This is a genomic window from Streptomyces sp. NPDC031466 (genome assembly GCF_055581265.1).
This window is the reverse complement of the sequence record NZ_JBVIJT010000010.1, coordinates 30783-53702: the sequence shown is the minus strand read 5'-3', so window position 1 is coordinate 53702 and position 22920 is coordinate 30783. Positions and strand designations below refer to the sequence as shown.

Sequence of the window (22920 nt, the reverse complement as noted above, 5' to 3'; positions counted from 1 at the left end):
GGCATAAATCATCCGCTCTCTCACCGAAATGGGTGATTGAGGGAGTGTCATCACAACATTGCCGGAATTATTTGAAGGTTGGCTACAAGAGTCGAGACGCCCGGCCCCCGAACCCGCCCGGCCCCCGCATCTCTTCGGATGTCTTCGAAAGAGGCCACATGCACGACATGGACCACAGGCTGCTGTCGGCCCTGCGCGACTGCGGCACCGACCCGCGCGTGGCCACCGCCGCGCGCGCCCTCTCCTGGAGCGGCGAGCACGGCGCGCTCTGGATCGCCGCCGGGCTCGCGGGCGCCGCCGTGGACCGTGAGCGGCGCGCCGCCTGGCTGCGCGGCGCGGCCCTGACCGCCGCCGCCCACCTGGCCAGCATGGGCCTCAAGCGGATCGTGCGCCGCCCGCGCCCTGCGGGGCGGCCCGGCACCGAACCCCTGGTGCGCACCGCGGGCCGGCACTCCTTCCCCAGCTCGCACGCCACCTCGGCGGCCGCGGCCACCGTCGCCTACGGCGCGCTGCGCCCCGCCGGAGCCCGCCTCGTGCCCCCGCTGGCCGCCGCGATGTGCGTCTCCCGCATGGTCGTCGGCGTCCACTACCCCTCGGACGTGGCCGCGGGCGCCGTGCTCGGCGCGCTCACCGCCCGCGCCGGGACCGGCTGGATGAACGGGGGCCGCCGCGATGCCTGAACGTATCTCCACCGTCCTGGAGCACCCTCGCCCACACCGGCCCGCGCGCCCGGGCCCCCTCGCCCTGCCCCTCGGCCTCCTGAAGACCGCACGGCCCCGCCAGTGGGTCAAGAACATCCTGGTCGTCGCGGCCCCCGCCGCGGCGGGCGAACTCTTCTCGCGCCAATCCCTGACCCGGCTCTCCCTCGTCTTCGTGCTGTTCACGGCCGCCGCGTCCGCCGTCTACCTCATCAACGACGCACGGGACGCCGACGCCGACCGCGCCCACCCCACCAAGTGCCGCAGGCCGGTCGCCGCCGGGCAGGTGCCGGTGCCCGTCGCCTACGCCGTCGGCGGGTGCCTCGCGGTCCTCGCACCCGTGACCGCCGCCCTGCTGTGCACCCCGCTGACCGCCGCGCTCCTCGCCGCCTACGTCGGCATGCAACTCGCCTACTGCGTCAGCCTCAAGCACGTCCTCGTCGTCGACCTCACCATCGTCACGACCGGCTTCCTGATGCGGGCCATGATCGGCGGCCTCGCCCTCGACATCCCGCTCTCGCGCTGGTTCCTGATCACCACCGGCTTCGGGGCCCTCTTCATGGTCTCCGCCAAGCGCTACTCCGAGGCCGTCCAGATGGCCGCCACCACCGGGAGACCGGGCGCCACACGCGCGCTGCTCACCGAATACACCACCGGCTACCTGCGCTTCGTGTGGCAGCTCGCCGCCGGGGTCGCCGTCCTCGCGTACTGCCTGTGGGCCATGGAGGAGGGCGGCAGCACCACCGGCGGCAGCCTGCTGCCCTGGCGGCAGCTGTCCGTGACCGCCTTCATCCTCGCGATCCTGCGCTACGCCGTCTTCGCCGACCGGGGCACCGCCGGCGAGCCCGAGGACGTCGTCCTGCGCGACAGGGCACTCGCCGTGATCGGCCTGGTGTGGCTGGCGATGTACGGGCTCGCGGTCGCGGACTGGTGAACGCGCACTCCCCGCGCGGGCGGCTGCGGGCGCTCGGACCCGAACTGCTGGGCTTCGCCGCCGCCGGGATCTGCGCGTACGCGGCCGACCTCGCCCTGTTCGTCTGGCTGCGCGGGCCCGCGGGCCTCGACCCGCTGAGCGCCAAGGCGCTCTCCTTCGTGGCGGGCTGCTCGGTGGCGTACGCGGGCAACGCGCTGGGCACCTACCGGCGCAGGGCCGCCGGGGTGCCGCGGCTGCGCCAGTACGCGGTGTTCTTCGCCGTCAACATCGCCGGCGCCCTCGTCCAGCTGCTGTGCATCGCCGTCTCCCACTACGGGCTCGGCCTCACCTCGCAGCGGGCCGACACCGTCTCGGGCGCCGGGATCGGCATGGCCCTCGCCACCGTGCTGCGGTTCTGGGGAACCCGGACCCTCGTGTTCCGCGTGGCGGGCGGGACTTCGGGCACGACTTCGGACAGGACAGCAGGCACGGAGGCGACATGGACTGGCTGAAGAAACTGCCCGGCATCGGGCCGATCGCCGAGAAGGGCATGCGCACGCACGCGTGGCGCTCGTACGAACGGCTCGACACGGTCCACTGGAGCCGCCTCGCGGCCGCCATGACGTTCATCAGCTTCCTGGCGCTCTTCCCGCTGCTCACCGTGGCCGCCGCGATCGCCGCGGCCACCCTCACCACCAAGCAGCAGCACACCCTGGAGAACAAGCTCACCGAGCAGGTCCCCGGCATCTCCGACCAACTGGACCTCGACGGCCTGGTCGCCAACGCCGGCACCGTCGGCCTCGTCGCCGGCGCCCTGCTGCTCTTCACCGGCATCGGCTGGGTCGGCTCGATGAGGGAGTGCCTGCGGGCCGTCTGGGAACTGGAGGACGAGGAGGAGAACCCCGTCCTGCGCAAGGTCAAGGACGCCGGGGTGCTCATCGGGCTCGGCGGCGCGGGCCTCGCCTCCTTCGCCGCCTCCGCGCTCGCCTCGACCGCCGTCGGCTGGACCGCCGACCTCCTTGGCGTGGACGAGACGGGCTGGGGCACGGTCCTGCTCCAGGCCGTCGCCTTCGCGATCGCCGTCCTCGCCGACTTCCTGCTGCTGCTCTACGTCCTGACGCTGCTGCCCGGCGTCCAGCCGCACCGGCGCGACCTCGTCATCGCGGGACTGATCGGCGCCGCCGGTTTCGAGCTGCTCAAACTGCTCCTCGGCGGCTACATGAAGGGCGTCGCCGCCAAGAGCATGTACGGCGCCTTCGGCGTGCCCGTCGCGCTGCTCCTGTGGATCAACTTCACCGCGAAGCTGCTGCTGTTCTGCGCCGCCTGGACGGCGACGCGGAGAGCGGCGCGGACGGGTGCCGCGACGGACGAGGAGACCTCCGCCGTCAGTTCCGGCGCGGGGGACGCCCGGCCTGGCCCGGAAGCGGCATCCGGCGCCTGACGAGGAAGACGCCCGCGCCCAGCACCACGACCAGACCGCCCGCCACCCCCAGGGCGACGCCCATGCCGCTCGACCCACCGTCGGAGCCGTGCGCCATGTTCGCGGCGGCGCCGTTCTTGCCGTCGCCGCCGCTGCCCGGAGCGCCGTTGCCGGACCCCGCGGCACCCTTGGGGGCGACCAGCTCGCCCACCGGGTCGACCTTGCCCGCGGCCGCGAAGCCCCAGTCGAAGAGCCGCGCGGTCTCCTTGTAGACGGCGTGGGCCTCTCCGGAGGAGGGGTTCATGACGGTGACGAGCAGCACCTTGCCGTCGCGCTCGGCGACACCGGTGAAGGTGTTGCCCGCGTTGGTGGTGCTGCCGTTCTTCACGCCGGCGATGCCCTTGTAGGGGCTGATGCCGATGGCCCCGGTGAGCAGCCGGTTGGTGTTCTGGATGCCGAAGGACTCGCGCTTCGTCTTCCCCTTGTCCTTGCCCTTGGTGATCTTCTTGGTCTCACCGGGGAACTGGGCGGTGGCCGTCGAGCAGTACTCCCTGAAGTCCTTCTTCTGCAGCCCGGAGCGGGCGAACAGCGACAGGTCGTACGCCGAGGAGACCTGCCCCTTGGCGTCGTACCCGTCGGGCGAGACCACGTGGGTGTCGAGTGCCTGGAGGTCCTCGGCGTGCTTCTGCATGTCCTGGACGGTCTTGGCGACGCCGTCGTTCATCGCCGACAGGACGTGCACCGCGTCGTTGCCCGACCGCAGGAAGACGCCGAGCCACAGGTCGTGGACGGAGTACGTCTCGTTCTCCTTGATGCCCACCATGCTGCTGCCCTCGCCGATGCCCTCCAGGTCGGCGAGGGTCACCTTGTGCTGCTGCGACTTGGGGAACTTCGGCAGCACCGTGTCCGCGAACAGCATCTTCAGGGTGCTCGCGGGGGGCAGCCGCCAGTGCGCGTTGTGCGCGGCGAGGACCTCGCCCGACTCCGCGTCGGAGACGATCCAGGAGCGCGCCGACAGCTCCTTGGGCAGCACCGGGGCGCCCGCCTTGAGCTTCACCTGGGTGCCGGGCTTGCCGAGCAAGGCGCCGCCGACGCTCGACATCGCCGCGGGCGGCTTCGGCTGATCCTTGTCGCCGGGCTCCTCGTCCGCGAGGGCGGGGGTGGTCGCGGACATCGTCAACAGGGTCGCGGAGGCGAGCAACAGGGCGGCTTTTTTCGACACGGGCACGGACGAGAACGTACAGGGCGGGTTCACGGGCCCCACCGCCGACTCCTGGTTCCTGCTCGCTTGGTTCCTGCTCGCATTCGGGGCGTGGAGCTGGTTCATCTGGACTACCTTTCACAAGCAACTAACCATCAGGACACCGGAGCCCGGAGAAGGCACAGGTCACAGCGCATGACGCCATTCGTCGCCCTCCCTTCAGAAGAGCGTTTGGACACCGTGAGGGTTGCGGTCTACGCCCGACAGTCCAAAGCCCGTCCCGACTCGTCCGAGGCATCCCCCGAAGCGCAGCTTGCCGCCGGAGCGGCACTGGCGGATGGTCGTGGTTGGCAGGTCGTCCATCGGTTCAAGGACGTCGGTCGCTCCGGATGGGACTCCAACGCCGTACGCCCGGGGTTCGAAGAACTCATGGTCGCTGTCCGCGCGGGGGAGGTCGACGCGGTGGTCGTCAACGAGTTGAGTCGGCTGACCCGCAAGGGCGCGCATGACGCGTTGGAGATCGACAGTGAGTTCAAGAAACACGGGGTGCGCTTCGTGTCCGTGCTTGAGCCGTTCCTCGACACGTCCAACGCGATCGGCGTCGCGATCTTCACCCTGATCGCGGCACTCGCCAAACAGGACAGCGACATCAAGGCCGAGCGGCTCAAGGGTGCGAAGGACGAGATCAAGGCCGTTGGCGGGCGGCACTCGAGCTCTCCTCCCTATGGCATGCGCGCCGTCCGCGAGAAGATCGGCAACCTCGTCGTCTCCGTGCTTGAGCCCGACGAGGACAACCCGGAACATGTCGCCATCGTCGAGCGCATGCTTGAGATGAGCTGGAACGGGATCGCGGACAACAAGATTGCGACCACGTTTGAGGACGAAGAGATTCCCGCACCCGGGAACGCCGAGCGGCGCGCCACTGAGAAGCGAATCGCGTCCATCAAGAAGCGCCGCGTGTCGGATGAGGACAGCCCTGTCCGGTGGCGTGCCCAGACTGTGCGATGGATCATCAATCACCCGGCCATTGGTGGCTTCGCAAGCGAGCGGGTGAAGCGGGGGAAGGCGTACGAAAACGTCGTCGCTCAGGATGCTGCCGGCAAGCCCCTGGCGCCGCACAGGGGGATCGTTACAGGCGCGAAGTGGCTTGAGCTGCAAGAGCGCCGCAAGAAACGCAACGCCAACCGGAAACCAGGGAACGAGGAAACCACGCCACGACTGCTTTCCGGGTGGCGTTTCTCGACATGCGGTATCTGTACCGGGTCCATTGGGCAGGCCAAAAACAACGGTGGGCAGGACTATTACATGTGCGCGAATCCCAAGGGGCACGGCGGACTGTCCGTCAAGCGCGAAGAGGCGGACAATTACGTTGCCGACAAGGTCTGGGCACGGTTGATCGCTGCCGACATGGAAGATGAAACTGACCGCGGTTGGGTCGCTGCGGCCGCACTGCGCCACGCGGGGCAGAAAGAATTGGCCGGAGTACGGGAGGAACGCCGCGAAGTGGTGGCTCGTTTGCACCATGTGCAGCGGTCCATCGCGGAGTTGCAGGCGGACCGCAAAGGCGGGTTCTACCGAGGGCGGGACGAATTGGCCACGTGGCGGGCCACCATGGAGCAATACCGGGCCTACGAGGGCGAGTGCACGACCAAGATCGCTGAACTTGACGGCAAGATCCAAGCTGCGATCGAGGTACCCGCTGCATGGTTCGAACCCGGGGAAGACCCGGTGGGGCCCAAATCGCCATGGGGCTCATGGGACGTATTCGAGCGACGAGAGTTTCTCGGCTGCTTCCTGTCAGGCGTCCGGATCGGGCGGGGGCGCGACCCGGAGACGAGGAAGCTCATCCCGATCGAGGAACGGATCACGGTGCACTGGCGTCAGCTCGAACCGGAGCGGGATGCCCTCGCGTGAGCGCGAAGACCCCGAAAGCCGATCACACCAACGCCCGTGCCTAGGATGAACGACGTGATGGCCAAGGCGAGGTGGACCCAGAAGTAGGCCGTGGGACTGCCGTTGTCGAAGGCGAGCCCGCTCGCATCCTTGGCCAAGTTCTTCACGAAGGTCGTCCAGACCACCCAAGACCACACGCCGAAGGCGAGCAGGAACCAAGAGACGGGACGGCTGAGCTTCATGGAGTGGTGTCCTCTGGTGCGGGGGAGCCGTGCCCCGCAAGTGTCCTACTCGCGGCTCGGCGCCCTGGCATCGGGGGTGCCGGTGGTGGGGACCATCGGGTTGCGTGGCGTCCGCGCTCTGCGCCGCGCCTCATAGCCGTGGCCGTGGTGGGGGTGCTCATCGGTCTCGCCGTCCTCGCGGCCGTCGCCGGCTTCCACCGGTACGCGTGGCGCCGCCTGGTGCGGGACACGACGGCCGGGCCCGGCCCCGCCCGCCGCGCGGGCACGGTCGTCTTCGTCGCCGGCCCGCTGCTGATGTTCGCCGCGCTCGTCAGCGGGCGGGCCGGGGCGCCCTTCCCGCTCCAGCGGGTGCTGGCCTGGCCCGGCTACCTGTGGCTGGCGCTCTCCCTCTACCTGCTGCTCGCCCTGCTCGCGGCCGAGTTGCTGCGCCCCCTGGCGCGGCGGTGGGTGGAACGCCCGCGTCCGGAAGCCGTACGCGGCCTCTCCGGGGAAGGCGTACGAGACCTCAGCGAGAAAGACGTTCCGGAGCGCTCCGACAGGGACGGACCGGGCCGCTCCGAACAGGCGGCCTCCCGCCGTCTCTTCGTCTCCCGTGTCGTCGGGGGCGCCGTCGCGGCCGCCGCCGTGGGGACCGTCGGCCACGGGACGTACGGCGTGCTGCGCGGGCCCGGCGTGCAGCGGGTCACCGTGCCGCTGGCCAAACTGCCGCGCGCGGCGCACGGGTTCCGGATCGCCGTGGTCAGCGACGTCCACCTGGGACCGATCCTCGGGCGCGACTTCACCCGCCGTGTGGTCGACACCGTCAACGCCACCCAGCCCGACCTGATCGCCGTGGTCGGCGACCTGGTGGACGGCAGCGTCCAGGACCTCGGCCCGGCCGCCGCGCCGCTCGCCGGGCTGCGGGCGCGGCACGGCACGTACTTCGTCACCGGCAACCACGAGTACTTCTCCGGCGCCGACCAGTGGGTCGACCACTTCCGCGAGTTGGGCCTGCGCCCGCTGCGCAACGCCCGTACGGAACTGCCGTGGTTCGACCTCGCCGGCGTCGACGACGTGGCCGGGGAGAGCGAGGGCGAGGGGCCCGACTTCGCCCGGGCGCTCGGTGACCGGGACCGTGCACGGGCCTCGGTGCTCCTGGCCCACCAGCCGGTCGTCATCCACGACGCCGTCGAGCACGGCGTGGACCTCCAGCTCTCCGGCCACACCCACGGCGGCCAGCTCTGGCCCGGCAACCTCGTGGCGGACCTGGCCAATCCGACGCTCGCGGGCCTGGAGCGCTACGGCGACACCCAGCTGTACGTGTCGCGGGGCGCCGGCGCGTGGGGGCCGCCGGTGCGGGTCGGGGCGCCGTCCGACATCACGGTGGTGGAACTGGCGTCGCGCCACGCGTGAGGGGGTGGGGCGGCACGGTGGGCAGGGCGAACCGGCGCACGCCCGGCACCGCCGCCGTCCCCGCGCAGGCCACCGCCACGACCGCCGCCGCGGTCCACAGCGGGGGCCCGGTGCCCCAGGCGCCCGCCATGAGCGGCGCGAGGACATAACCGAGCGGCATCGCGGCCATCGAGAGCAGCCAGTCGTACGAGGTGACGCGGGCCAGCACCGCGGCCGGTATCACCGCCTGCACCGAGGTGTCCCACACAGGGCTGAGGAAGCCGAGTCCGGCCAGCGCCAGGCCGTAGGCGGCGATGACGGCGGGCGCGGGCGCCTCGGCGGCGAGCAGGGCGAGCGGCAGGGCGTAGGTCGCGAGGCCGAGGTTGGCCGTCAGGATCGGCCGCCGGGGCCGGGCCCGCCCCGCGAGCAGCGAGCCGAGCAGCAGTCCGACCGCGCCCGCCTGGAGGATGCCGATCCAGACCTCCTCGCCGCCCAGTTCGGCGACGGCGAGGGCCGGGCCGAGGGTCATCAGCACGGCGGCGGCGCCGTTCCAGGCGGCGTGGGCGACCAGGCTCGTCCAGTACCAGTCGCGGCGCCGTACCTCCTGCCAGCCCTCGACCAGGTCCTTGGCGAGGGAGTGGCGCGGGCCCACCGGGGTCGCGCAGGTGACGCGGACGGCCGCGAGGAGGCAGGCGCTGACGGTGAAGGAGGCGGCGTCGACGACGAAGGCCCAGCCGGGGCCGGCCGTGGCGATGAGCAGGCCGGCGAGGGCGGGCCCCGCGAGGGCGGTGCCGCTCCTGACCACGCCGATCAGGGAGTTGGCGCCGTGGCGGTCCTTCTCGGCGACGGTTCCGGTGAGCAGCCGCGGCAGGGTCGGCATGGCGAAGGCGGAGGCGGCGCCGCCGATGGCCTCGGCCGCCGCGATGTGCCACAGGCGGGGTTCGCCGCCGAGCAGTTCGACGCCCACGAAGAGCTGGGTGGCGGCGCGCACCAGGTCGGTGAGCAGGGCGACGGTACGGGCGTCGAAGCGGTCGGCGACGACCCCGCCGAGCGGCAGCAGGAGCAGCCGGGGCCCCATCGCGCAGCCGAGCACCAGGGCGAGCGCGGAGGTGGAACCGGTGGCGCGGAGCACGGCGAGGGTCAGGGCCGCGGGGACGACGGCGTCACCGGCGAGGGACAGGGTCCGGCCGAGGAAGAGCAGCCGGAAGGGGCGGTTGCGCAGCAGCGGATGCGCACGGAGACGAGGCAGCGGCATGGCCGGACGATATTTCGGTGCCGAACTATTCGTCAACGAAATATCTGGCGCCGAAGCGTCGGGGGTAGGGTCCGGGGCATGACGGAGGAGAACGACCGGACGGCCGGTCAGACGGGCGGCCGGGCACGGGACTGGACCGACGGGCACGTGGAGCGGTGGCTTCCCGTGCTGCCCCGACTCGACCCGGACATCGAGGGCGCGGTCACCCGCATGAGCAAGCTGACCGTCCATCTGCGCCGCGTCCGCGAGCGGTCCCTGGCCGACGCCGAGCTGGACCGCCCGGAGTTCGACACCCTGCACAAACTGGCGGGCCGCGGCGGTTCGGCGAGCCCCTCCCGGCTCGCGGCGGACCTCGATCTCGCCCCGGCGTCCGTCACGGGCCGGCTGGACGGCCTGGAGCGCCGCGGCCTCATCCGGCGCACGCCGTCCCGGCAGGACCGCCGCCGGGTCGACGTGGAGCTGACGGAGGCCGGCCGGGCGCGCTGGCACGAGGCGATGGCCGTCCTCGGCCACGAGGAGGAGCGGCTCCTCGGCGTGCTGTCGGCGGCGGAGCGGGCGCGGTTGTCGGACATGCTGCGCCGCGTCATGGTCGTGGCGGAGGCGGACGGCGGCCCCGACTGGTGCTGACCGCGCGCCCGTGCCGGGCCGGGTGCGCCAAGAGCCGCGGCCGCGCCCGCCCCGCGCCGGGTGCGTCCAGTTACTGCGGCGCGCCCCGGGTCGGGCACGAGCCGCGGACGCACCCGTCCCGCGTCGGGTGCGTCCAGGAACTGCGGCCGCGCGCCCCGCGACGTGTGCGGGAGCTGCGGACGCGCCCGCCCCGGGCCGGGTCCGTCAGGAGCTGCGGGCCAGCTCCGGGCGCTTGAGGTAGTCCGTGAAACCGATGACGTTGCCCCACGGGTCGGCGATCTCCACGGTCCACCCGGTGGCGACGGAGAACGGCTCGGCGAGCAGCACCACCCCCGCCTCCGCGAGGGCCCGCCCCTTGGCGCGCGCGTCCGGCACCTCCAGCCACACGCGGGGCGAGGGCCACGCGGGCGTGCGCGGCACGATGCCGTCCTCCACCCGCAGCAGCACACCCGGCGTCTCCTTGCCCACCTTCAGGATGGCGAGCCCGATCTCGTCGAGCCGGAAGGAGACCGGGAACCCGGCGCGCTCGTAGAACCCGACGGCCTCCCCGAGGTCGCCGACGGGCAGCAGGACGTTGTCGAAGCCGAGCAGCTCCGCGGCGGGGTCGGTGAACTGGTCAACGGACAGGCCGACCGACTGGTTGTCTGACATTCCGTCAGCGTAGGACGGTGCCCGCGGTAGGGACGCAGACGCGCGAGAACGACGCCGCGACCGCCCCCATCTGGCCCGCACCCGGGACGCACCGTGGGCCCCGCTCCTCGAAAGGAGCGGGGCCCACGGTGACGTACGGGCGAAGGGCGGATCAGAAGCGCCGCGTGATCAGCGCGCGCTTGACCTCCTGGATCGCCTTGGTGACCTCGATGCCACGCGGGCACGCGTCCGTGCAGTTGAACGTCGTGCGGCAACGCCACACGCCGTCCTTGTCGTTGAGGATCTCCAGGCGCTGCTCGCCCGCCTCGTCACGCGAGTCGAAGATGAAGCGGTGCGCGTTGACGATCGCGGCCGGGCCGAAGTACTGGCCGTCGTTCCAGAACACCGGGCACGAGGACGTGCACGCGGCGCACAGGATGCACTTCGTCGTGTCGTCGAAGCGCTCGCGGTCCTCGGCGGACTGCAGCCGCTCACGGGTCGGCTCGTTGCCCTTCGTGACGAGGAAGGGCATTACGTCGCGGTACGCCTGGAAGAACGGGTCCATGTCGACGACCAGGTCCTTCAGGACCGTCAGACCCTTGATGGGCTCGACCGTGATCGGCTTGCCCGGGTTGATGTCCTTGATCAGGGTCTTGCAGGCGAGGCGGTTCTTGCCGTTGATCCGCATGGCGTCCGAGCCGCAGATGCCGTGCGCGCAGGAGCGGCGGAACGTCAGCGTGCCGTCCATGTCCCACTTGACCTTGTGGAGGGCGTCGAGGACACGCTCCTTGGGGTCGATCTCCAGCTCGAAGTCCTGCCACGTGGCGTCCGCCGAGACCTCGGGGTTGAAGCGGCGCACGCGCAGGGTGATCGTGATGTACGGGGAGTCGGCGAAGCCCGCCTCGGGCTTGGCGGCTTCCTTGTCGAGGGTCGGGGTTGCCATCAGTACTTACGCTCCATCGGCTGGTAGCGGGTCTGGACGACCGGCTTGTAGTCGAGACGGATCGTCTCCGTGCCGTCGTCGCCGACCTCGCGGTACGCCATGGTGTGGCGCATGAAGTTGACGTCGTCGCGGTTCGGGTAGTCCTCGCGGTAGTGACCGCCGCGCGACTCCTTGCGGGCGAGCGCGGACTGCGCCATGACCTCGGCCAGGTCGAGCAGGTTGCCCAGCTCGATGGCCTCCAGGAGGTCGGTGTTGAACCGCTTGCCCTTGTCCTGGATCGAGACGTTGAGGTAGCGCTCGCGCAGCTCCGCGATCTTCTCGACCGCCGTCTTGATCGTCTGCTCGGTGCGGAAGACCATGACGTTGGCGTCCATGGTCTCCTGCAGCTCCTTGCGCAGCTCGGCGACCCGCTCGGTGCCGGTGGCGTCGCGCAGGCGCTCGACCTGGGAGACGACCAGCTCCTCCGGGTTCTCCGGCAGCTCGACGAAGTCGTTCTTCGCCGCGTACTCGGCGGCGGCGATGCCCGCGCGCTTGCCGAAGACGTTGATGTCGAGGAGCGAGTTGGTGCCGAGGCGGTTGGCGCCGTGCACGGACACGCAGGCCACCTCGCCGGCCGCGTACAGGCCCGGGACGACGGTGGTGTTGTCCGCCAGGACCTCACCCTCGACGTTCGTCGGGATGCCGCCCATGGCGTAGTGCGCGGTGGGCTGGATCGGGATCGGGTCCGTGTAGGGCTCGATGCCGAGGTAGGTGCGCGCGAACTCCGTGATGTCCGGGAGCTTGGCGTCCAGCTGCTCCGGCGGCAGGTGCGTGAGGTCGAGGTAGACGTGGTCGCCCTCGGGGCCGCAGCCGCGGCCCTCACGGATCTCCGTGTAGATGGAGCGCGAGACGACGTCACGGGACGCGAGGTCCTTCATGACCGGCGCGTACTTCTCCATGAAGCGCTCGCCGTCCTTGTTGCGCAGGATGCCGCCCTCACCGCGGGCGCCCTCGGTGAGCAGGATGCCCATGCGCCAGATGCCGGTCGGGTGGAACTGGAAGAACTCCATGTCCTCCAGCGGGATCCCGCGCCGGTAGCAGGCCGCCTGGCCGTCACCGGTGAGCGTGTGCGCGTTGGAGGTCACCTTGAAGAACTTGCCGGTGCCGCCGGACGCGTAGATCACGGACTTCGCCTGGAAGACGTGGATCTCGCCGGTCGCCAGCTCGTACGCGACGACGCCCGCGCTCTTCTTCACCCCGGTCACGGGGTCCTCGACGATGAGCTGGTCGAGGACGTAGAACTCGTTGAAGAACTCCACACCCTCCTTGACGCAGTTCTGGTAGAGGGTCTGGAGGATCATGTGGCCGGTGCGGTCCGCGGCGTAGCAGGAGCGGCGCACGGCGGCCTCGCCGTGGTTGCGGGTGTGACCGCCGAAGCGACGCTGGTCGATGGTGCCGTCCGGGGTGCGGTTGAACGGCAGGCCCATCTTCTCCAGGTCGAGGACCGCGTCGATGGCCTCCTTCGCGAGGATCTCGGCGGCGTCCTGGTCGACCAGGTAGTCGCCGCCCTTGATCGTGTCGAAGGTGTGCCACTCCCAGTTGTCCTCCTCCACGTTGGCGAGCGCGGCGGCCATGCCGCCCTGCGCGGCGCCCGTGTGGGAGCGGGTGGGGTAGAGCTTGGTGAGCACGGCGGTGCGGCTGCGCTTCGTCGCCTCGATGGCGGCGCGCATGCCGGCGCCGCCCGCGCCGACGATGACGGTGTCGTACTTGTGAATCTTCACTGGGGTCGCCTCGGCTTTAGCGGATGTTCGGGTCGAAGGTGAAGATCACCAGCGTGCCCAGAAGGATGGTGAACACCGTGGCGGTGTACAGCAGGCCCTTGAGCCACAGACGCGTGTTCGGGCGCTCGGCGTAGTCGTTGATGACCGTCCGCAGACCGTTGGCGCCGTGCAGCATCGCGAGCCACAGCATCAGCAGGTCCCAGACCTGCCAGAACGGCGAGGCCCAGCGGCCGGCGACGAACGCGAAGCCGATCTTCGAGACGCCGCCGTCGAGCACCAGCTGGATCAGCAGGTGGCCGAGGACGAGGACGACCAGGACGACACCGGACAGGCGCATGAAGAGCCATGCGGCCATCTCGAAGTTGCCGCGGGTCGAGCGCGGGGTCTTGGAGGTGCGCTTGCGGGGGGCCTCGATGAACGGGGCCGGGTTGTCCACGTCGTAGAGCGAGGCGCCTTCGACGGGGCCCACCCCGGACGTTGCGGACTTGTCGAGCGTGGTGTCAGCAGACATGTCTGGCGTCAGCTCCCGAAGAGTTCGCGGACGGCGTGGCCGAGGACCGGGTAGAGCGCACCGACCATCAGGACGAGCCAGATGCCGACGACGGTCCAGAGCATCTGCTTCTGGTAGCGGGGGCCCTTCGACCAGAAGTCGACGGCGATGACGCGCAGGCCGTTGAGTGCGTGGAAGAGGATGGCGGCGACCAGGCCGTACTCGAGGAGTGCGACGAGGGGCGTCTTGTAGGTGCTGACGACATCGTCGTACGCCTCCGGGGAGACGCGGACGAGAGCGGTGTCCAGCACATGCACGAACAGGAAGAAGAAGATGAGGACGCCGGTGACTCGATGAGCCACCCAGGACCACATTCCTTCCCGGCCGCGGTACAGCGTTCCAGCCGGCACGGAAGACCCTCCGGGAGCGGGGATTGGGGCCGGCCGGCTTCTTGTCGGACGAGCCCGGCCGGGTACGGTCCACCGGCCGCTCGTCATCGTATCGACGTGTTGTCGGTGTCTTCGCCCCGGGTCCGCAGGTGTGATCAAACAGGCAGTCAAACAGGCACGTACGGGCTATCGGGGCGCGCTGCCGGACGCGCGGTGCCGGCGGTGGCGTGACGTGCGGCGAGGCGGGCGAGGCGGCCCCGGGCCAGGCGGCGCAGCTCCTCGGCGGCGAGGGCGCGCTCCTCCTCGGGATCGTTGCCAAGGCGTGACCGCAGGGCGCACAGCAGATGGTCGAGGGCCTCGTCGGCGGGGACGTGGTCGAGGCAGACCACGAAGCTGTGCCCGAAGCGGCTCTCGTACGCGGCGTGGGCGGCGCGCAGGGCGGTGTGGGCGGCGGTGTACGTGGCGCCGGGTGTCCCCTGGTGGGGGACGGCCTGGTCCAGGGGCTCGCGGGCCAGGGCCTCGGCGAGGTCGCCGGGGGAGAGGTCGTAGGCGGCTTCGTCCGAGGCGGCGAGCAGCGCGTCCAGGTCGGGGTAGGGCCGGTGGGCGGCCACGCGGCGGGCCCAGCGGAGGCTGCCGCAGCAGGTGAGCAGGGCGGCCTCGGCCTCGCGGGGCGGGGCGGAGTTCAGCTGTTCCGGCGTGGCGTCGGGGGCGGCGGTGGGCGCGGCGCCACCGGGGGGTCCGGGGGAACGGTGCGGGGACAGCGGACACTCCTGGGCAGGGGGCCTGGGGACAGGGGGGACAGGCAGGTCGCAGATGTTGCGCACCGTGCGGGTGGTGCGCGCGGTACGGATCGTGCAGGTGGTGCAGAGGTGCAGGTCATGCGGGTGTGGGGGACTCGTAACGCTAGCGAGAAGTAGGACGAAGTGTCCGATGCATGAGCGAATATCACCCGAACGGGAGAGTTTCGCTCCAGGATCTGGACAGGTGGCTCTCGGGAACGCGTCGTAGCGTGGCGCCATGGCTGTGACTGCTGCCGTGTGCCGACGAGGCCCCGCGCAGGTCCGTCGCCCCGCTCCCCGACGGCCCCGCGCCACCGGCCCGCGGGCCGCCCTGGAGATACCGCCGCGCGGCGGCAGGGGCGGCTGCGGAGCCGGGGGGTTCCGATGACGCGCGGGCGATTCGTCGCGGCGGGCGGAGCGGTCGCCGCCGGGGCCGTCGCGCTGACCGTGGCGCTGTGGCCCGGCGGTGACGGGCCCGCCCCCGCGTATCCGTCCGAGGCCGCCAGGAAGCCTTCCGCGTCCTCGCGGGCGCCGCGGCCCAGCGAGAGCCACCTCCTGTCGAAGCCCCCCGCCACCATCCCCGCCGTGCGGGAGCACACCGCCGCGTCCGGTCCCGGCTGGCGGCCGGACACGCGGACGGGCCGGGTGGTCGTCCGCGACGAGGACCTCGCCGACGAGGGGCGCCTGCTCGCGGGCGAGCTGCGACTGAAGTACGCCGGTCGGGACCGCCCCCGCAAGGGGGACGTGGAACTGGCGCTCACCCCGGACGGGGACGAGGACAAGAGCACGGACACGGACACGGACGCGGACAAGGCCGGGGGCCCGGAGTCGTACACCCTCTCCGTGCGGGACCGCCGGGTCCGCATCACCGCCCCCGCCGAGGCCGGTGTCTTCTACGGCACCCGCACCCTCAAGCAGGAGGTGAAGGGGGACAGGGCCGCCCCCGAAGGCGTCATAAGGGACCGGCCCGCCAAACCGCGCCGCGGCTTCATGCTGGACATCGCCCGCAAGCACTTCGACGCCTCGTGGATAGAGGACAGGATCCGCGAGCTGGGCGACCTGAAGTACAACGAGCTGGGTCTGCACTTCTCCGACGACCAGGCCTTTCGCGTCGAGTCGGACTCGCACCCCGAGATCGTCTCGCCCGACCACCTCACCAAGGCGCAGGTGCGCCGCATCCTGAAGCTGGCCGCGAGCCGCCACATCACCGTCGTGCCGGAGATCGACTCCCCGGGCCACCTCGGCGCGGTCATCGCCGAGCACCCCTCGCTCCAGCTCCGTGACGCCCGGGGCAAGGCCACGCGCGGCGCCGTCGACATCTCCGAGCCGGGGGCGGCGAAGATCGTCGACGACCTCCTGAAGGAGTTCGCGCAGCTCTTCCCCGGCGGCCACTGGCACCTCGGCGCGGACGAGTACCTCGCCCTCACGGTCAAGGACCCCGAGGCGTCCTACCCCCGCCTCGCCGCGGCCGCCCGCGAGCGGTACGGGCCGAGCGGCCGGGTGCGGGACCTGGCGACGGACTGGCTCAACGACCGCGCCGAGACCGTACGCGCGTACGAGAAGAAGCTCATGGCGTGGAACGACGGGTTCTTCTCCGGCGGGCGGGCACGGACCGCCGACGACCTGGAGGTCGCCTACTGGACGGGCAAGGAGATCGGCGCCCGCGAGCCGCTGGAGTACCTGAAGGCCGGCCGCAGGCTCGTCAACTACAACGACGAGTACCTCTACTACGTCCTCGGCCAGCCCAACGACTTCCGCTACCCCACCGGGCAGCGGATCTACGAGAGCTGGACCCCGCTGGTGCTCCGCGGCACCCGGCCGGTGGGTGCGCGGTACGACGACCAGATCCTCGGCGCCTCGTTCGCGGTCTGGTGCGACCTCGCCCGGTCGCAGACCCAGGAGCAGGTCGCCGAGGGCATCCGCCTGCCCCTGCGGGCGACCGTCCAGAAGCTGTGGGACCCGCGGAAGCCTTCGCTCCCGTGGCGGGACTTCGTCAGGCTCGCTGATACCGTCCGGTAGCCGCCGGTCGCGCCCTGGGGAGGGACGCGGGCGGCTCCTCGTACGACCAGGAACCCGTGGGGGGTCGCCCAGCGATGCTGTGCACGTCATGTCAACTCCGTACCGCACAGAACTCGCAGGGCCTGTGCGAGATCTGCGTCCAGGCGGCCGCCGCGGGCGCGCCGCCGCCTCCCGCCGCCCCGGGCAAGCACTCCGCCTGGCTGCGCTCGCCGGTCGGGCTCGGCCGGGCGGTCGCCGCGCTGCTCGGCCTGGTCGCCGCCGCCGACCTGTACGCGCTGTGGACGGGCACGGTCATGCTCGACGTGCTGGACGACCTGGTCACCGGGGACTGGGGCGCGGACATCCAGCGGGAGGCGGACCACGCCGACACGCTGTACGGCGACGCGGGCCTGGCGCAGGTCGCCCTGATGGTCGCGACCTGCGTGGTCTTCCTCGTCTGGTTCCACCGGGTCCGGGTGAACGCCGAGGTGTTCGCGCCGCACATCCACCGCAAGACGCGCGGCTGGACGGTGTGGGGCTGGTTCGTGCCGGTCGTCAGCCTCTGGTTCCCGCGGCGCATCGCCGTCGACATCTGGGACGCGAGCCGCCCCCGCTCCGTGGCGCTCGACCGCACGCTCACCCTCGACCCGTCCGCCGAGCGCGGCCCGCACCCGGTCGTCAACGCCTGGTGGACGCTGTGGGTCGCGAGCCTGCTCGTCGGACGGTGGGCGTCCCGCTCGTACGAGGACGCCGAGGAGGCCACGGAGATCAAGTCGGCCGTCGGCAAGATGATGGTCGCCGACACCCTGGACCTCGCGGCCGCCGTGCTCGCCATCGTCTTCGTCCTGCGCCTGACGGGCATGCAGGACCGCAAGGCCGCGCTGGGCCCGCCCCCGGCCGAGCCGGGTCCGACCCTGCCCGGGCCGGCGCCGGAGCCCCCCGTCGCACCGTGATTTCGCCGCCTTTCGAGCGGGCAGAACGCCTGGCACACGGGTACGGAGCACAGCGGGGGGACGCTTCATGGGCTACTGGGGGTATTACGTCGTGGGCAGGAGCGAGCGGCCGCTCGCTTCGTGCGCGGCGCTCGCGGGCGTACGCCACGACCTCGCCCTCCTCGACCGGCGGGCCGACGGCTGGCAGGTGTGGGAGGTGCCGGGCAAGGGCGGTGACGACGCGCGCGACATCGGGAACATGAACACGCTGGCCCTGGAGACGGGCGCGCCCGCCCTCTTCGGATACGTGCTGGACAGCGACTGCGTGATCGTCGAGGCGGCGGCGCCCGAGAGCGGGGCGTGGACGACCTGCCTGGCGCGGCGCGCGATGGCCGCCTACCTCGGCGACAGCGGGCTGACCGTCGAGGACTACTTCCTGGAGCCGCGCGACGCCGCCGGGCGCGCGGTCGCCTGGGCCGCGGAGTCGGGCCGGACGGCGCGGGAGGCACCCCTGCTCGACGTGCTGAACGCCGACGCCGAACCCTCGGCCGAGCAGCTCTTCTTCCGTTTCCTCGACCGGCTCGGTGTCGTGCCGCAGTGACGGCAGTGACGTTCCCGGGGCAGCGCACGCAGTAAGGGTGAAGCGCAGGGTCCTGGAACGGGAGACGTACAGCATGAGCCTGGTGGAGCTGATCGCGCAGGCCGACGAGCGGGGCCTCGCGGCGAGCGGGCTCGCCTGCCTCGACCGCTGCGTGCCGGTGCTCGGCGGCGGGGACGACCTGCTGCGGCCCCTGTGGGCGCGGCTCGCGGAGGGCGAGGACTGGCAGGGGCCGCTGGCCGAGGCACGCGCGGCGCTCGCCGCCGCCAAGGACACCCCGGGGGCGTCCGGTGAGGCCGCCGCGCTCGCCCGGCGCATGCTCGACGCCGCCCCGGCGGCGCCCACCGGAGCGGCGGTGCGGGAGTGGGCCGACGGCTGCTCCGTCGCGGCCCTCCAGGTGCACCGCCTCCTGGACGCCGCGCCGTGGGGCGGCTCGCGCCCGGTGTCCGCACGCCGCGAGGGCCGCACGGACGGCATGTCCCCCCTGGTCGCCGCCGAACTCCGCCGCCAGATCCGCATCCTGGAGCTGCTCTCCACCAAGGACCCGGGCCCCGGCGGGCTGCGCCAGGCCCTGGACGTGTCACAGGAGGGGCGCAGGGTGCTGCGGGCGGTCGTCTCGCGCAAGGCGCGCGGCAAGGGCTGACGGCCCGCCGCTCACCCGCCCGCGGCACGGTCCCGGCCACACGCTCCCGCGTCTGCCGGCACGTCCGGTCGAGCGTCCCCGCCCTGGCCCCCACGCCTTGGACCCCCACGCCTTGGGCTCGGCGCCCCGCGGGGCCGCGACGGCGTGATCCGGCCGAATTGCACCGGCATTCGAAAACCCTCCCGGAGTTCGGGCGCTCTTGGCTAACCTGACGAGCCGCCGAACGACGGCCTGATCTTCCCGGTCATGGAGAGGCCCGTGCCTGATGAACTCGGATTCGACGAGCTGCTGGCCGACGGCGGTCCGGTCGCCCGGCTGCTCGGGAAGACCGCGGCCGGGCGCAGAAGAGAAGCGCTTTTCGGCCCCGATCTGCCGGTGGTCCTGCTCGTCGGCGGGCCCGGCATGGGCAAGGGGCGGTTCCTGCGCTGCGTACGGCGGCACTTCGGGCCGCGCGTGCCCACCGCGTACGTCGACTGCGCCCGCACCGAATGCCGCGAACTGGCCGAACAGCGGCCCGGCAGCCGCTCCGAGGTGACCGAGGTGCTGCGCGCCATCGCCCTGCAGTACGGCGACTGGGGCGGCGACGGCGGCGCGATTCCCGTGCCGCGGCTGTACGCCGGGCTCACCGCGGCCGCCGGCAGCGACGGCCTGGCCGGTGCCGCCACGCTGGTGGACGAGGTGCGCCGCTTCGACGAACTCCTGCCGCCGCGCTCCTTCTGGCGCGGCGTGCTCAGAGGGGCGGCGCAGAACTACCTGGGCCACCTCGCCGGGCTGATCACCGATCCGCTCGTCGGGCCCTTCGTCAACGCCCTGATCGAGGCGCTGTTCGCGCGGACCTCGGCCGAGGGGCGCGCGGCGCTCGCCGAGACCTACGGCGACTACCCTGGGGCCGGCGGCCAGCCCCGCGCCGGACTGCGCGGGCTCGCCGCCGACTTCCAGCAGGGCGCCGAGGCACGCCGCGTCGCCGAAAGCTTTCTGCTGAGGGCCCTGCGACAGGACGTCGACGCCGCCTACCGCTCGGTGCACGGCAGGCTCTCCCGCGTCGGGCGGCCCGCCCTGCTGCTCGACCACGCGGACAACCCGCTCGGCAGAAAGCTGGTGAAGCCGACCCTGGAGGACCGCGAACTCGGGCGCCACGACCGGCTGATGATCTTCGCCACCGCGCGCCGCGAGGACGGCGGCCGCTTCCTGCGGCACGCCGGCACCGCCCCGGCCGCCCCGGCCGTGTGGGACCCGGCCCTCGGCGGGCTGCCCGCCTGGGACCGCCCGGTGGCGGGCGTGCCGGACCACGCGCCGCTGTGGCGCGGTGTGCTGCTCATCCGCATGCCCCGGCTCACCCGCGAGCAGCAGAAGGCCGAGACCGGCCGGCTGCGCACCCGCCAGGAGGGCGTGGCCAACACCGCCCGGCTGCGGATCGACAGCGGCGTCCACCGGCTGAGCGCGGGCCGCCCGCTGTTCGTCACCCGGCTCGGACAGGCCACCGCGTCGTTGACGTTCGACGACCCGGCCGCGTACACCGACTGGGCGCTGCTGGACGCCCGGGTGCCCGCCGCCGAGGACGACGAGGGCCGCCCGGTCGCCGACCGGCCGGTGGCCGACGTACTCCTCGAAGAACTCGTCGTCCGGCAGTACCCCGAGGAACTGCCCCCCGAGCACCGGGGCCACTGGCTCGATCTGCTCAGCCACCTCTCGGTCGCCCACGACGCGGAGTGCGCCCAGACCCTGATGCGGGCGGTGCAGGGCGACCGCGACGAGCGACTGTCCGCCTACCGCATCGCCGAACTCCTGGAGGACAGCGGCTGGCCGCACTGCCCCCGCCACTTCATCGGGGACCTCGGCCTGCGCCGCCTGCTGATGCGCAGGCTCCACCGGATGCGCGCCGCGGGCGCCGCCTGGCACACCGACCACGCGCTGCTGCAAGGGCACTACCGCGACCTCGGCGACCACCACCCCGACGACCTGTTCGTGACCGCCGCCGCGCACCGCATGCACCACCTCCTCGCCTCCGACGGCGCGCACCTCGTCACGCGCTACCTCACCGACACCTTCCCGGCCCGCCCCACCCGCGAGTGGTGCGAGGAACTGCTCGCCATCGCCGACGCGCCGCTCATCGGGGCGCCCGACGACCGGCTCGCCCACGCGCTCGGCGAGACGCAGGTGCGCGGTGACAGCCGGCGCCGCAAGGTGGACCGGCTGCTGCACGCGGCCTGGCTCAGCGAGGAGCGGACCCGGCCGCTCGACGAGACGGTGCCCGGCGCCCTGCGCGGCCCGCTGCGGGAGCTGAGCGAGGAGCTGGCGCGGGTCGCCGACGAGGCGGTGCGCGACCAGGGCCCCGAAGGGCCCGACGCGGCCAGGGCGGCCGACGGCGCCGCCCTCCTCGTCCACATGGCCCGGGACTGGGGCGACCGCGCGGACGACCGGCAGCCGCTGAAGCGGTGCAGATGCACGGAACACATCGGGTTCGGCTGAGCCCATGACCGGCGACACGGAGAGGCGGCGGCGTTGAGAGGGTTCGTGGACTGGCTGTACAACACGTTCTGGGCGACGCTGCGGCGCGCGCTGCTCACCGTGACCGGCGTCGTGGTCGTCCTCGCGCTCGTCGTCCTCTTCGCGCCGCGCCCCTGGGAGTCCGAGCCGAAGGACTGCGCCGCCGGTGTGGTCGAGAGCGAGGGCGAGTGCATAGGCGTCAACGGCAGCGGCTACGACTTCGGCACCCCGCAGCTCGCCCGGGTCGCCCGCGCCATCGCCCGCGAGAACGAGAAATTCGTCGGCGACAAGCCGCACGTCACCGTCGCGCTGATGCTGCCCCTCCAGCCCGACCTGCCCGCCGAGCGCGAGCAGCTGCTCAGCGAGGTCCAGGGCGCCTACCTCGCCCAGTACCGCGCGAACCGCGAGGAGAGCACACCGCTGCTGCGCCTGGTCCTCGCCAACCCCGGCGACGCCTACCGGCAACAGGCCGCCGTCGTCGACCAGTTGGCGGCCATGTCCCGGGACAAGCACCACAACCTCCGCGCCGTCACGGGCTTCAACCTCAGCCTGGACGCCACGCGGAAGGCCATCGCGCGCCTCACCAAGGACCTGCACATCCCCGTCCTCGCCTCCCGCGTCAGCGCCGACGAACTCGCCAACCCCGAGGGCGGCGACGTCACGCCCCCCTATCCGGGCCTCGCCCGCATCATCCCGACCAACCGCCAGCAGGCGGACGCGCTGGCCGGCTACCACGGTGAGCTGACGGACGAGCAGACCGTCCTGGTCAGGGACAAGCGGCCGCACGACATCTACAACGACTCGCTCGCCAAGGCCTTCAGCCGCGACGAGAAGGGGCCGCCCGGCCCCAAGGAGCAGCCCTTCGAGTCCCCCTCGATCACCGAGCCGGGGGACACCGGCAACGACTTCACGCTCATCGCCCAGAACATCTGCCAGTCCACCGCGCGCTACGTCTACTTCGCGGGTCGCCCCGTCCATCTGCGGCTCTTCGCCCTGAAGCTGGCCGACACGCAGTGCAGCGGGAAGAAGTACACGGTCATCAGCGGTTCGGGCGCGGCCACCCTCAACCGCTACATGCGGCCCGACGACTGGGAGAGTCTGCGCGGCGGCGGGAAGGAGCCCCTCGTCACGGTGCAGTACGCGGCTCCGGGCCACCCCGACGCCTGGGACCGCGTGCTGAGCGGCAAGAAAGGCGCCAAGGGGCGGCCGGCCCACCTCACCGAGCCGCAACAGGAACTGAACGAGCTGAAAGAACTGATCAGGAAGGGCACCGCCGGGGACATCGGGGAGGTCCGCCTCACGGACTCCCGCGCGATGCTGGTGTACGACGGCGTGCGCACCGTCGCCCAGGCCGTGCTGCTCGCCAACGCCCAGGCCGAGGGGCCGATACCGCCCCTGAAGCGGGTCTCCGCGATGTGGCAGCGCCTCGAGGCGGTCAACCGGGTCCGGGGCACCAGTGGCTGGATCTGTCTGACCAACGCGGGCAACGCCTACGACAAGCCGGTGGCCGTGGTCGAACTGGACCCGCGCACCAAGGGCCTGCGGTTCGTCGGCATCGGCTGGCCGAAGAACAAGTCCCAGCCAGCGGGCTGCCGGGTGCCCAGCGACACCTGACGTGCCGCCCCCCGGCGCACGGGGGGCGGCACGTCAG

Annotated in this window: 23 protein-coding genes; 14 read left to right on the top strand and 9 right to left on the bottom strand. The window is 72.0% G+C overall.

The window, feature by feature from the left end; genetic code table 11:
* Nucleotides 1-158 precede the first annotated feature (158 nt).
* From ACZ5GP_RS24810 to ACZ5GP_RS24795, 4 genes are read left to right on the top strand one after another with little or no spacing between them, the layout of a single operon-like run.
* Entirely contained in the window at nucleotides 159-680 is a 522-nt protein-coding gene (locus ACZ5GP_RS24810; protein ID WP_468752927.1) for a phosphatase PAP2 family protein, read from the top strand.
* A complete protein-coding gene (locus ACZ5GP_RS24805) occupies nucleotides 673-1632 on the top strand; it encodes a decaprenyl-phosphate phosphoribosyltransferase (protein ID WP_468752926.1) in 960 nt (319 codons plus the stop codon). Before ACZ5GP_RS24810 ends, ACZ5GP_RS24805 begins: the two co-directional genes overlap by 8 nt.
* Nucleotides 1629-2123, top strand: coding sequence for a GtrA family protein (locus ACZ5GP_RS24800; RefSeq protein ID WP_468752925.1), 495 nt, complete (start codon nucleotides 1629-1631; stop codon nucleotides 2121-2123). The genes ACZ5GP_RS24805 and ACZ5GP_RS24800 overlap by 4 nt, the downstream gene beginning before the upstream one ends.
* A complete protein-coding gene (locus tag ACZ5GP_RS24795) occupies nucleotides 2111-3052 on the top strand; it encodes a YihY/virulence factor BrkB family protein (protein WP_468752924.1) in 942 nt (313 codons plus the stop codon). The genes ACZ5GP_RS24800 and ACZ5GP_RS24795 overlap by 13 nt, the downstream gene beginning before the upstream one ends.
* On the opposite strand, the gene ACZ5GP_RS24790 is transcribed toward ACZ5GP_RS24795, so the two are convergent.
* Nucleotides 2997-4259, bottom strand: coding sequence for a D-alanyl-D-alanine carboxypeptidase family protein (locus tag ACZ5GP_RS24790; protein WP_468752923.1), 1263 nt, complete (start codon nucleotides 4257-4259; stop codon nucleotides 2997-2999). The genes ACZ5GP_RS24795 and ACZ5GP_RS24790 overlap by 56 nt on opposite strands.
* On the opposite strand from ACZ5GP_RS24790, the gene ACZ5GP_RS24785 reads away from it, so the two are divergent.
* Together ACZ5GP_RS24785 and ACZ5GP_RS24780 are read left to right on the top strand one after the other, a co-directional pair.
* On the top strand, nucleotides 4192-4431 hold the full coding sequence (locus tag ACZ5GP_RS24785; protein ID WP_468752922.1) for a hypothetical protein: 240 nt from the start codon (nucleotides 4192-4194) through the stop codon (nucleotides 4429-4431). The genes ACZ5GP_RS24790 and ACZ5GP_RS24785 overlap by 68 nt on opposite strands.
* Nucleotides 4428-6146 carry a recombinase family protein gene (locus tag ACZ5GP_RS24780; RefSeq protein ID WP_468752921.1) on the top strand — a complete coding sequence of 573 codons (1719 nt, stop codon included), beginning with the start codon at nucleotides 4428-4430 and terminating at the stop codon, nucleotides 6144-6146. Before ACZ5GP_RS24785 ends, ACZ5GP_RS24780 begins: the two co-directional genes overlap by 4 nt.
* Here ACZ5GP_RS24780 and ACZ5GP_RS24775 read toward each other — a convergent pair.
* A complete protein-coding gene (locus ACZ5GP_RS24775; RefSeq protein ID WP_468752920.1) occupies nucleotides 6113-6367 on the bottom strand; it encodes an SCO4848 family membrane protein in 255 nt (84 codons plus the stop codon). The genes ACZ5GP_RS24780 and ACZ5GP_RS24775 overlap by 34 nt on opposite strands.
* Before the next feature lie 138 nt (nucleotides 6368-6505).
* On the opposite strand from ACZ5GP_RS24775, the gene ACZ5GP_RS24770 reads away from it, so the two are divergent.
* Complete coding sequence (locus ACZ5GP_RS24770) at nucleotides 6506-7759, top strand: metallophosphoesterase (RefSeq protein WP_468752919.1); 1254 nt, start codon at nucleotides 6506-6508, stop codon at nucleotides 7757-7759.
* Here ACZ5GP_RS24770 and ACZ5GP_RS24765 read toward each other — a convergent pair.
* A complete protein-coding gene (locus tag ACZ5GP_RS24765) occupies nucleotides 7725-8993 on the bottom strand; it encodes an MFS transporter (protein WP_468752918.1) in 1269 nt (422 codons plus the stop codon). The two genes, ACZ5GP_RS24770 and ACZ5GP_RS24765, sit on opposite strands and share 35 nt — an antisense overlap.
* 78 nt (nucleotides 8994-9071) lie before the next feature.
* Here ACZ5GP_RS24765 and ACZ5GP_RS24760 point away from each other — a divergent pair, with 78 nt between their 5' ends.
* On the top strand, nucleotides 9072-9620 hold the full coding sequence (locus tag ACZ5GP_RS24760; protein WP_468752917.1) for a MarR family winged helix-turn-helix transcriptional regulator: 549 nt from the start codon (nucleotides 9072-9074) through the stop codon (nucleotides 9618-9620).
* A gap of 204 nt (nucleotides 9621-9824) precedes the next feature.
* Here ACZ5GP_RS24760 and ACZ5GP_RS24755 read toward each other — a convergent pair whose 3' ends face one another.
* The 6 genes from ACZ5GP_RS24755 to ACZ5GP_RS24730 form a co-directional block, all read right to left on the bottom strand.
* Entirely contained in the window at nucleotides 9825-10271 is a 447-nt protein-coding gene (locus tag ACZ5GP_RS24755; RefSeq protein WP_468752916.1) for a VOC family protein, read from the bottom strand.
* A 151-nt stretch (nucleotides 10272-10422) separates the two neighbouring features.
* Nucleotides 10423-11193, bottom strand: a complete 771-nt coding sequence (locus ACZ5GP_RS24750; RefSeq protein WP_468752915.1) for a succinate dehydrogenase iron-sulfur subunit — start codon at nucleotides 11191-11193, stop codon at nucleotides 10423-10425.
* The gene (gene sdhA, locus ACZ5GP_RS24745; RefSeq protein ID WP_468752914.1) at nucleotides 11193-12953 is read right to left on the bottom strand and encodes a succinate dehydrogenase flavoprotein subunit; all 1761 of its coding nucleotides are present in this window, start codon (nucleotides 12951-12953) and stop codon (nucleotides 11193-11195) included. Before sdhA ends, ACZ5GP_RS24750 begins: the two co-directional genes overlap by 1 nt.
* Before the next feature lie 16 nt (nucleotides 12954-12969).
* On the bottom strand, nucleotides 12970-13464 hold the full coding sequence (locus ACZ5GP_RS24740) for a succinate dehydrogenase hydrophobic membrane anchor subunit (protein ID WP_468752913.1): 495 nt from the start codon (nucleotides 13462-13464) through the stop codon (nucleotides 12970-12972).
* An 8-nt stretch (nucleotides 13465-13472) separates the two neighbouring features.
* Complete coding sequence (gene sdhC / locus ACZ5GP_RS24735; RefSeq protein ID WP_358588605.1) at nucleotides 13473-13853, bottom strand: succinate dehydrogenase, cytochrome b556 subunit; 381 nt, start codon at nucleotides 13851-13853, stop codon at nucleotides 13473-13475.
* Between the two features lie 146 nt (nucleotides 13854-13999).
* A complete protein-coding gene (locus tag ACZ5GP_RS24730; protein WP_468753159.1) occupies nucleotides 14000-14647 on the bottom strand; it encodes a 2-oxo-4-hydroxy-4-carboxy-5-ureidoimidazoline decarboxylase in 648 nt (215 codons plus the stop codon).
* 348 nt (nucleotides 14648-14995) lie between these two features.
* Here ACZ5GP_RS24730 and ACZ5GP_RS24725 point away from each other — a divergent pair, with 348 nt between their 5' ends.
* The 6 genes from ACZ5GP_RS24725 (at nucleotide 14996) to ACZ5GP_RS24700 (ending at nucleotide 22883) form a co-directional block, all read left to right on the top strand.
* On the top strand, nucleotides 14996-16630 hold the full coding sequence (locus ACZ5GP_RS24725; protein ID WP_468752912.1) for a beta-N-acetylhexosaminidase: 1635 nt from the start codon (nucleotides 14996-14998) through the stop codon (nucleotides 16628-16630).
* Between the two features lie 56 nt (nucleotides 16631-16686).
* Nucleotides 16687-17562 (top strand): DUF4328 domain-containing protein, encoded by an 876-nt coding sequence (locus ACZ5GP_RS24720; protein ID WP_468752911.1) that lies wholly within the window; start codon nucleotides 16687-16689, stop codon nucleotides 17560-17562.
* Between the two features lie 67 nt (nucleotides 17563-17629).
* Complete coding sequence (locus tag ACZ5GP_RS24715) at nucleotides 17630-18142, top strand: hypothetical protein (protein ID WP_468752910.1); 513 nt, start codon at nucleotides 17630-17632, stop codon at nucleotides 18140-18142.
* Nucleotides 18143-18215: 73 nt separating this feature from the next.
* Nucleotides 18216-18782 (top strand): hypothetical protein, encoded by a 567-nt coding sequence (locus ACZ5GP_RS24710; RefSeq protein WP_468753158.1) that lies wholly within the window; start codon nucleotides 18216-18218, stop codon nucleotides 18780-18782.
* Between the two features lie 258 nt (nucleotides 18783-19040).
* Entirely contained in the window at nucleotides 19041-21251 is a 2211-nt protein-coding gene (locus tag ACZ5GP_RS24705; protein ID WP_468752909.1) for a hypothetical protein, read from the top strand.
* A gap of 33 nt (nucleotides 21252-21284) precedes the next feature.
* The gene (locus ACZ5GP_RS24700) at nucleotides 21285-22883 is read left to right on the top strand and encodes an amino acid ABC transporter substrate-binding protein (protein ID WP_468752908.1); all 1599 of its coding nucleotides are present in this window, start codon (nucleotides 21285-21287) and stop codon (nucleotides 22881-22883) included.
* Nucleotides 22884-22920 lie beyond the last annotated feature (37 nt).